General features: G+C 55.4%; 7 protein-coding genes. 1 reads left to right on the top strand and 6 read right to left on the bottom strand.

Features of this window, described 5'->3' with window-relative positions; genetic code table 11:
* The first annotated feature begins 216 nt into the window (after window positions 1-216).
* Window positions 217-1,422, top strand: coding sequence for a class I SAM-dependent rRNA methyltransferase (locus ACQ4M4_RS26830; RefSeq protein WP_430687556.1), 1,206 nt, complete (start codon window positions 217-219; stop codon window positions 1,420-1,422).
* Here ACQ4M4_RS26830 and ACQ4M4_RS26825 read toward each other — a convergent pair.
* The 6 genes from ACQ4M4_RS26825 to ACQ4M4_RS26800 form a co-directional block, all read right to left on the bottom strand.
* The gene (locus tag ACQ4M4_RS26825; protein ID WP_430687555.1) at window positions 1,391-2,656 is read right to left on the bottom strand and encodes an amidohydrolase family protein; all 1,266 of its coding nucleotides are present in this window, start codon (window positions 2,654-2,656) and stop codon (window positions 1,391-1,393) included. The genes ACQ4M4_RS26830 and ACQ4M4_RS26825 overlap by 32 nt on opposite strands.
* Before the next feature lie 200 nt (window positions 2,657-2,856).
* Window positions 2,857-4,146 carry a cytosine permease gene (codB, locus tag ACQ4M4_RS26820; RefSeq protein ID WP_430687554.1) on the bottom strand — a complete coding sequence of 430 codons (1,290 nt, stop codon included), beginning with the start codon at window positions 4,144-4,146 and terminating at the stop codon, window positions 2,857-2,859.
* Between the two features lie 314 nt (window positions 4,147-4,460).
* Entirely contained in the window at window positions 4,461-4,736 is a 276-nt protein-coding gene (locus tag ACQ4M4_RS26815) for a DUF3253 domain-containing protein (RefSeq protein WP_430687553.1), read from the bottom strand.
* The gene (locus ACQ4M4_RS26810; RefSeq protein WP_430687552.1) at window positions 4,733-6,835 is read right to left on the bottom strand and encodes an FAD-dependent oxidoreductase; all 2,103 of its coding nucleotides are present in this window, start codon (window positions 6,833-6,835) and stop codon (window positions 4,733-4,735) included. The genes ACQ4M4_RS26815 and ACQ4M4_RS26810 overlap by 4 nt, the downstream gene beginning before the upstream one ends.
* Before the next feature lie 13 nt (window positions 6,836-6,848).
* A complete protein-coding gene (locus ACQ4M4_RS26805; protein ID WP_430687551.1) occupies window positions 6,849-8,081 on the bottom strand; it encodes an aspartate aminotransferase in 1,233 nt (410 codons plus the stop codon).
* Window positions 8,078-9,265 (bottom strand): iron-containing alcohol dehydrogenase family protein, encoded by a 1,188-nt coding sequence (locus ACQ4M4_RS26800; RefSeq protein WP_430687550.1) that lies wholly within the window; start codon window positions 9,263-9,265, stop codon window positions 8,078-8,080. The genes ACQ4M4_RS26805 and ACQ4M4_RS26800 overlap by 4 nt, the downstream gene beginning before the upstream one ends.
* Window positions 9,266-9,357 lie beyond the last annotated feature (92 nt).

The raw sequence follows: 9,357 nt of genomic DNA, 5'->3' as shown, positions 1-9,357 counted from the left end.
CAATCGGGCAAGCTCAGCAGGTCAGTAATCTGATGGATGAGCGCTCTAAAATCATCCAACTTTTGGGCCTACCTTACTGCCGTTACTACCTGCTTAATTAATTCCCAGCAACCTGCGGAATATCGGCGCAAGATTGGCTGATTTAGGTTAAGAATACGCGCCTGAATCAACCTGGCGATCGCTATAGGATAGTAAAGGTTCTTTATTGCCAAATTCATGTCTGACTCTGCTGTTGCATCGGTTGTGCTAAGGCCAGGACGCGAAAAATCGCTGCTGCGCCGCCATCCCTGGCTATTTGAAGGGGCGATCGCTCGGGTGATGGGCCAGCCTCAGTTGGGCGAAACGGTGCAAGTGCGCTCTGCCAAGGATGAGCCATTGGGGTTGGGCAGCTTTTCCCCCAGGTCGCAAATTCGGGTGCGCATGTGGACCTATGAGCCTGAAACGGTGGTTGATGCAGCCTGGTTTGATAGGCAGCTCGATCGGGCGATCGCAGCTCGGGCTCAACTGCTCAGTGACCCACAGCAAACGGCCTGTCGGTTAGTGGCTGCCGAAAGTGATGGCCTACCGGGAATTGTTGTTGATCGCTATGCTGATGTGCTGGTGTGCCAGTTTTTGACAGCAGGGGCCGATTATTGGGGCGATGTGGTTGCCGAATGGCTCTCTCGACGCTTTCCTGACTGCATCATTTATGAGCGATCGGATGTGGATGTGCGGCAAAAAGAAGGCTTGCCGTTGCGGACAGGGTTGCTGCATGGCGAGGATCCGCCCGAATTGATCAAGATTCAGGAAGGAAACTTACATTTGCTGGTGGATGTACGCGCGGGCCACAAAACCGGATTCTATTTGGATCAACGGGATAATCGAGCGATCGCCGCTCAGTTTTGTCGCGATCGCCAGGTGCTCAACTGCTTCTCCTACACAGGCGGTTTTTCGTTGGCGGCGTTGGCCGCAGGTGCCAGCCATGTGCTGAATATGGATGCTTCTGCCTTTGCCCTAGAACTATCAGAACGCAATCACCAACTGAATCAGCTTGACCCAGCCCAGTACGACCATGTGGAAGGCGATGTGTTTCGGCTGCTGCGCCAATTTCGAGATGAGGCCCGTCAATTTGATGTGATTGTGCTCGATCCGCCCAAATTTGTAGAATCTCAAGCCAATCTGCAAAAAGCGGCACGAGGCTATAAAGACATTAACCGTCTGGCCTTCTTGCTGCTGCGTCCCGGTGGGGTGCTGATCACTTTTTCGTGCTCGGGTCTGATGCCAACTGACTTGTTTCAAAAAATTGTGGCGGATGCTGCGCTTGATGCCCACTGCGAAGCCCAGCTCATCCATCGTCTGGGCCAAGCCGCCGATCACCCAACGCTGTTGTCCTTTCCCGAAAGCACCTATCTCAAAGGCTTTGTGTGTCGAGTGATGGGCTAGCCGCTGCAAGACTCCAATCCTGGTTTTGATAAAGCACCTGCCCTTGCCGCAGTGTTAGCACTACATCTTCGGGGGTAACGCGCGTCACAATCGAGGCGATGAGATGGCGGGTGGCGCGCAGGTGTGGCTGGTGAAAGTTGAGCACCACCAAATCAGCAGGTAAGCCGGGTTCCAAATAGCCGTGCAGATCGGGAATGGGAACATGGCGCAGGTTGCTGGTGGTCATTTTCAAGATGTCAACCGGATCGGGATGCACTGCATCGCCAAACTGACTTTTGGCAACTTTGTAGGTAAAGTCCATTTCGGCAAAGAGGTTAGGGCTGTTGAGTAGGCCGTTGTCGGTGCCGAGCAGCAGGTTCGCTTGGCTTTGCAAGAGTTGGGCGATGGGCGGCAGCGGCAATCCTAAGTTGGCGTTGGCTCTGGGATTGAGCACGACGTTGGTGCGGTGCTGCGACAACATGGCGATTTCGGTTGGGTTGGCAACCGTCGCATGGATCACCAAATCGGGATGATAGAGAGCGATCGCCCGTTCCAAGTCGCCCTTGCCCGTAACCTCCAGGCTCACCGTACGGTAGCCATCATTTTCGAGACAGTGGATGGCCCGCAGTTTGCCTTGCTGAGTGGTGAGGTCGCAAATTTGCTTCCAGGCGGCATCGGTCAAGTCGTTCATGGTGCTTTCGGAAAAGCCATCCGCTACAGACAAAATGTCCTGGAGCTGGGCGATCGCTCCTTCCCTCAACCCCACCCGATTCTGCTGCAATTCCTCAGCGGTAAACGGCAGCTCGTTGAACTGGCCCAACACCACCGATCGCACACCCGTTTGCTGGGCTGCGGTTCGCAACAGTTGGCTCCCATAGGCACCCTGCTCGCGAAAGTCGAAATGAGCGATCGTGCCCGTGCGAGCCATGTACTGCAAGTGTGCGGCAATATGGCCCAAATGTTCGGTTTCGGTTTGTTTGGCGAGTTCACGGTACTTATAGCCCTGAGGCCGAAAAAAGCCCTGCTCCAAGGTCATGCCAGTTGCACCATCGGGCAAACAGGAGTCGCCCATGTGGGTATGGCCGTTTACCATTCCCGGCATGACGACCAAGGCACCCGTTTCTAGTGTCATGCAGCGATCGCCCAGCACCATGTCCTGAATCACCCCATCTTGAACCACCAAGCGATCGCACCAGTGGGGTTCTAGCTCTACGCCAGCCAACACCACACAGCGGTTCAGTTCCCATGTTTTCATCTTGAGTTCCCTTCTTTTGTTTGAAATGTCAGGGCTGACGCAAGCCCCCCAAACCTGGTGTGTTTATGTTGTAGGTGGAATGTGAACAACGGCAAGACCCCAAACAAACTCGTGAATGAGTCGCGTTTGGGGTCTCAATTCAAGCATGAATTGAATGTAGCCGTACGATTGGTGAGTTGCGATTTTGGCGATCGCAAATTTTACATCGTGGTTGAGCGAATGGGTTGGGGAATCACCCGCGTTAGGACGGCATACAGCACAGCGGCGGCCACAATCCCGTTAATTGGCCCTACTCCCAACCCAGCACTGCCGCTAAAGTAGGCAATGAGTGAAGCGGAAATATAGGAAATCACACCCGCCCAGTTAAAGGCTGGCACATCGCTTTGCAGCGAAGGGAACTGTCCCCGATGGCGGAACCAAAAATCCATCATGATGATGCCCCCAATCGGCGGAATCACCGTACCCAACAGCAGCAGCCAGGGAATGATATTGTCGGCAATGCCACCGAGAGACAGTACCAAGGCCAGCGTTGCGCCGCCCAGCACAAACAAGTGGCGCTTGGTTGTGCGCAAAAAGTTGGTTCCTGCTAGCGAAAAACTATAGATCGTGTTGTCCTGCGTCGTCCACACATTCAGAATGAGCAAAATCACCCCAGCCAGCAAAATGCCTTGTGTAGCCATGGCCTGAATCAGGTTTTCGCTGCCATAAACCAGCGTGCAAAACGCTCCTGTAAAAATGAGGAGACCGTTGATAAAGAAGAAGGCCAGAGCGGTGCTCATAACTGCGTTTTTGGTGGTGTCGCCAAAGCGGCTCCAGTTGGTAGCTTGGGTACCACCTGAAATGAAGGTGCCAATGACCACAGCCAGGGCTTGGGTCAACGACATAGGGCTTGTGGGTTCGATGGCGGTCAAATCTCCTGCATCTCGAAACCCTAAAGCCAGGCTCACAACAATCAACACCAACATGGCTGGAACCGCCAAACGGCTGAGCCAGTCCATTGCTTTGTAGCCAATGTAAGCCGTAACACAAAAGGCATAGGTGAAAAAGATCGTGCCAACAACTCGAAACCAGCTTGGCAATCCCAGTAGCTCGGTCAATGCGTCCGCAATGAAGGAATTGGTTACGGCATACCACCCAATTTGCGTAAAGCCCAGAACAAAGTCCACCCAGCGAGAGGCAACATTGCCAAAGCTAAAGCGGGCCATAAGTACAGTCGGCAGACCACTACGCTGGGCAATAAAGCCAAGCGCAGCACAGTATGCCCCAAGTAGAATGTTTCCGATCAGCACGATCCATATCATGTCGGTAAATCGGAAGGCAGGGCCGATTGCACCTCCTGCAAATAGGGTGGTGGAGGTAAGCGCAAACCCCATCAACAAAGGAGCGAGCGACCAAATGGGCTTACGAGCATCTAAGGGAACGGCAGTAAGAGGATAGTCCTCTGACGCTTGAGAGCGATCAACAGGCTGGGGATCACCAACGAAACTCATCTTTAAGATCCTCTAACGGAGAGTTATCACATTGGACAGACGTTCTACATTAATCGCCATTTTTCACTGTCTGCTAGCCGGAGTATGTCCGTTTTGATACAAACTCTGGTGCTATAAACCGAATGGGAGAGCTACCCAGAGTTGGTCAGCAGGGCTTGAAAATATCGATCTTTACGGATTGAACCAGGTTCGCAATGAGCAAGTGTTCCATCCAAATGCTCCATTGCGGATGTGGGAAAGCAAACTAAAACAGATATGAAGACAAGTAGGGAGAAGCTGTGGAGGTTAAGCCGGTGAAGGGTGAGAGTTTGCAATCACCGTAAAGCGGATAGGGCCTTTTGCCGTGTGAGTGGATCTACGGGTTGACCCTGTTGAGTAGCCAGTATATCGCCAGATTTGACCAATGCTGCACCGGCCTGGCGAATAGATGGCATCAACTGCTGCCAATGATGACCTCCTAGCGATCGCGCTACTTCTGAAGGGCAAATGCTTTTGCTAGGCCCGCGATCGCGCACCTGTTGCAAAATAGCCTGTTGAAGTGTACCCAGATCGGGGTGCTCGAATTCAGATGAGCTTGGTGATGCGCTCATAGTTTGAGCTTGGTTTTTAGCAATTCGTAAAAGACGCGCGAGAGTTCGCGTCGCAGCAGCAGCGTGCGATCAGTTGGAACGGTGGCAAAAGCGCGATCGTAAGCTTCGGGCATGGCCTTTTTGACCAAAAAGGAAAGTTGCTCGCGGCTGATGGGTCGGTTGGGGGCAAACTGGCGATCGCCCACCCCAGCGACAAACCCCTCGGCCACCATCGCCTCTACATTGGCATAGGCCCAGTGGTCGGGAGGCACATCCACAAAGGTGGGCGCAGCAGGAACCTTGGGCGGAATGTTGAGGAGATTGAGCAACGCCGTAACCACCACAGCACGATTGACCGTGGTTTGGGGATGGAAATGCAGGTTGGCATGGCTTTCGCTACGGATAATGCCTGCTGCTGCCAAGACCTGAATCGCCTCAAAGTCCTTGTCATCATGAGCCACGTCATCAAACCACACGATGGGAATGTGGTTGCGCGTGAGGAGTCCCTGGAGTTTGCGGGTGAGAGCTTCTTGCGTGGCGATCGCTCTGGGTTGGACATTCATCCAAATTGATAGGGCTGCCAGATAACCGCTGGCTTCCCCAATGGCCCACTCCATGGGGTGCATGCGATACGCCGCATTGGTAATGTGGGTGGTGCCAATGCTCTTGGCCGACAGCACCAATCCGTCTGTGTGAATAGGAACCAACGCCCCCAATGGAAGGCTAAAGGGTAAGGCAATCACTTTATCGCCGGGTAGGCTGGCGTGTCCCTGGCGATCGTTGCCGTGTAGATCGAGATAGTGGTATTGGCCAATGCCCACACTGTCGTCAAAGGTGCGCGCCCGCGCCTGCCCAGGAAAGAAATGCTTGGCCACATCTTCGTGGCGAATGGTGGTGAGCGCCACCCCCCGTCGAGCTTCTCGAATGTAGGGCTCTAGCCCAATGCCATCGGCAGTCCAGCTCAGGTCGCCTCTGGGTTTTAGCGAGTTGCCTCGCTGCTGCAAAAAGTGGACATAGGCCCGAGCGCGATCGCGCGCCTGTTTGAGATGGCGTTTGCGCTCCTCGCGGCTTACGCCCACCAACTCCCCAACTCGGTAGTCATTGCCACACAGCCACTCTCCCGTTTCGCCATGCTGATGCTGGCCCCAGTTCAGCACGGTGACATCGCCAACGGTGACCGAGTTTTCATGAGTGGCACTGCGAATCAGCCGCCGATAGCGAAAAATGCCAAAGGGATCTAAAAAGTGCCGTGCAGCTTCCCACTTGCCGCCAGATTTAATCCAAAACCGATCTTCGAACTGGTGAGCGAGCAGCCATGCGTTGCGGTTGTAGCCAGCGGGTGCCCCAATCGGAACCCCGTTTCCGGGTGGCGTCAGTTCGACAATTGCGCCAAAGGTAAACGACTGCTGACATTCGGGCAGCGCTCGTTCGGGTAGGGCCGCTTCCCCAGTTTGGCTACGGGTTTCTTGCCCAATGCGCGATTCAATTTGGCCCAGTTCCAGAACATCGCCCAGGTCGGTTGCTTCGATCACGATCCGGGCCTGCACGGTAAAGGCAAGGTTGCGCTGATGATCGTGAAAGACAACTCCGGTGACGCGCTTGCGATCGCTCCCTCCAGATTCTGTGAGAATTCTGGTGGGTTCTGCATGGGGAATGAACTTGAGATTTCCCGCTTGCAAGTGGGGCGCGATCGCCTCATTCAATGCGGTGGCTGCCACAATGGGACTGGTACACAGCAGCCCAACCCAGCCCCCACCTGGATTTGAAACGACCTTGCCCTGTACTGGCTGAAGCTGCCGCTGGCGATCGCGAAATTGTCGCTGAAACTTGGAGATGGCGAATTGCTCTCCGGTCACTCCCGTATGGGAGAGGTGCTTCAACAAATCGCCATCATCCGAAGCGGGCAACGCCTGCGTGGTAAACTGACCGCCCAAAATATGGGTTGGCTGCACCAAACACACGTTCAATCCGGCACGAGCCGTAACCAACGCTGCCGAGTAAGCAGCGGTTGATCCACCCACAATCAAAATTTGGCAAGAAATCGTTTGGTTGGCCTGGGGGCGAGTAAACGCCCGCTCTTCAAAAACACCCTGACGCTGCTGGAGCGGAGCATTGGACATAAATTAGGAGCCACTAGGAGCGAATAACGGTTGCTCCAGTATGCTCAGATTCAGGCATGGAATTGAAAAAAATTCCATTTTCTTTCATGCGCTTGAGGGCTTCACCCAGGCGATCGCAGTCGGCAATCAAGCTCACGCGCACGTAGCCCTCGCCACCATCGCCAAAGGCACTACCCGGCGTAAACACCACACCCGTCCGCTGCAACACTTCCAGGGCAAAGTCCGCAGACTTCATTCCGGGTGGGCAGGTCACCCACAGGTACATCGTGGCGCGAGTTTTGGGCACCGTCCAGCCCAGCTCACCCAACCCCTCAATCAAAAAGTCGCGGCGGGTGCGATAGCGAGCCTGTACCTCGTGCAAGTACATGTCGGGCAGTTGCAGCGCGGTTTCTGCCGCCTTTTGCAGTGCCGAGAAAATGCCATAGTCCAGGTTCGTTTTGAGCGTCCGCAAGCCCTGAATGATGTGACGGTTGCCCACCACAAAGCCTACGCGCCAACCCGCCATGTTGTAGGTTTTGGACATGGTGTGAAATTCCACGCCGATGTCTTTGGCGCCCGGAATTTCTAGCAAACTGGTGGGTTTGAAGCCATCAAACGCCAGCTCGGCATAGGCCTGATCGTGCACCAGCAAAATTTCGTGCTTGCGAGCAAAGGCCACCACATCTTCAAAGAATTCTCGCGGGGCAGTGGCGGCGGTGGGGTTGCTGGGGTAGTTGAAGTACAGCACCTTGGCCCGTTGCGCCACCTCATCGGGAATGGCGGCCAGATCAATCAGCCAGTCATTTTCAGGTTTCAGGATAAGGGGATAAATGTCGGCTCCGGCGATCGCAGGCCCCCGAAAGTGAGCGGGATAGGCGGGACTGGGCACCAGCACCACATCACCAGGGTTAATGTAGGCCATGGCCAAATGGGCCAACCCTTCCTTGGAACCCAGTAGGGGCAAGGCTTCCCCATCGGGATCTAGCTCAACATCGTAGCGGCGATGGTACCAGTCGGTGATGGCCTTGCGAAAGCTGGCCGTGCCTTCAAACGGGGGATAGCCGTGGTTGCTGGGATCTTGAAGAGCCGCGATCGCAGCATCCACAATGGGTTGAGGCGTAGGGCCATCGGGGTTGCCCATGCCCAGGTCAATCAGGTCGAGCCCTTGCTCACGGGCGCGGGCTTTCAGCTCATCCAACCGGGCAAACACATAGGGAGGGAGCGATCGCAACCGATCCGCCCGGTGATTAATCCAGTCGTACGTCATCGGGACACCTCCTCAGCAAAAGATGACACAGCACCACTCAAATCGCCCATGCGCCCATCGCCCGTGGGGGCTGTGGTAGACACCATGGCTGCCATGAGTTGGGCCGAAGTAACGGTAAACGGCAGCCGATGAATATCGGACTGGGGTTGACAGGCCAACACCGCTGCCTGCTCCAGTTCTGCCAGGGTGGCATTGGCCAAGCCCAAATCGGCCAGAGTTTTGGGCAAACCAATCTCGTCGTAGAACTTGAGCAATTGCTGTCTGGATGCAGAAGCGAGGCCGTTGCCCTGCACCATCTCCTCCAGTCGAAGCTGCACCAAAATGCCAAAGGCCACCTTTTCGCCATGGAGCGCATGGTGGCAAAGGGGAATGTGGGTGAGGCCGTTGTGAACGGCGTGGGCGGCAACCGTGCGGCACTGCGCTCCACCCAGGCCACCAATCACCCCCGCCAACAGCACCGAGGCATCTACCACTTCCCGCCAAACAGCGCCACCGGGATTTTCCAGCGCTGCGGCAGATTTTTGGAAGAGGATGTCGCGCAGAACTCGCGCTTGCTGAACGGCGGCGATCATTAACGTTTGGTCGGAATGGCCACTGCTGACCGAGGATTCGTACCACTTGGCCAGCGCATCTCCAATGCCTGCAACCAAAGTGCGGCGATCGCTCGTTTGCACTAGGTCGTAATCCAAAATCAGCAACTCGGGGCAGCGGGGCAAGCCCACATCGTACAAAAATGCCCCTTCGTCGGTGTAGACATTTGACAGCGCTGTCCAGGCCGCACAGGTGGCCGCCGATGTAGGAACGGTTACGACGGGGCGCTGAGTTTGATAGCCCAACAGCTTTGCTGTATCCAGCGCTTTGCCGCCGCCAATGCCCACCACCACATCCGCATCGTGCGTGGCCACGGCCTGCCGCAGATGCTCCAAACTGGCTTCGCTGCAATCGGCTCCATACTGAGCCGTGGCGAAGGCTAGTCCCTGCTGGGTAAGAGCTGGCTCAAGCTGAGGAAGAGCCGCTGCCAAGGAGCGATCGCCCCCCACCACCAACGGACGCTTGCCCAACCGAGCGATCGCTGCTCCAGACTGGGCCAGTGCATGGGATCCGCGCACCACTTGAGCCGGAGCCATCATGCTGGAGATCAATGAAGAGGCCGCATTGGCGGCGGGACTGAGCGGGTTTGTCATTGATGAAATCGATGGATAGAAATTGAAGCGATAAATACAGATTCCTGGAACGTTATCGGCAGACGAGGGGATTCGTCAAGGGAATGAATCGG

The sequence above is a fragment of the Leptolyngbya sp. AN02str genome, from assembly GCF_050565595.1.
GTDB lineage: Bacteria > Cyanobacteriota > Cyanobacteriia > Elainellales > Elainellaceae > Kaiparowitsia.
Note: the sequence above shows the minus strand (reverse complement) of the source record. Positions and strands in the feature narration are given on the sequence as shown.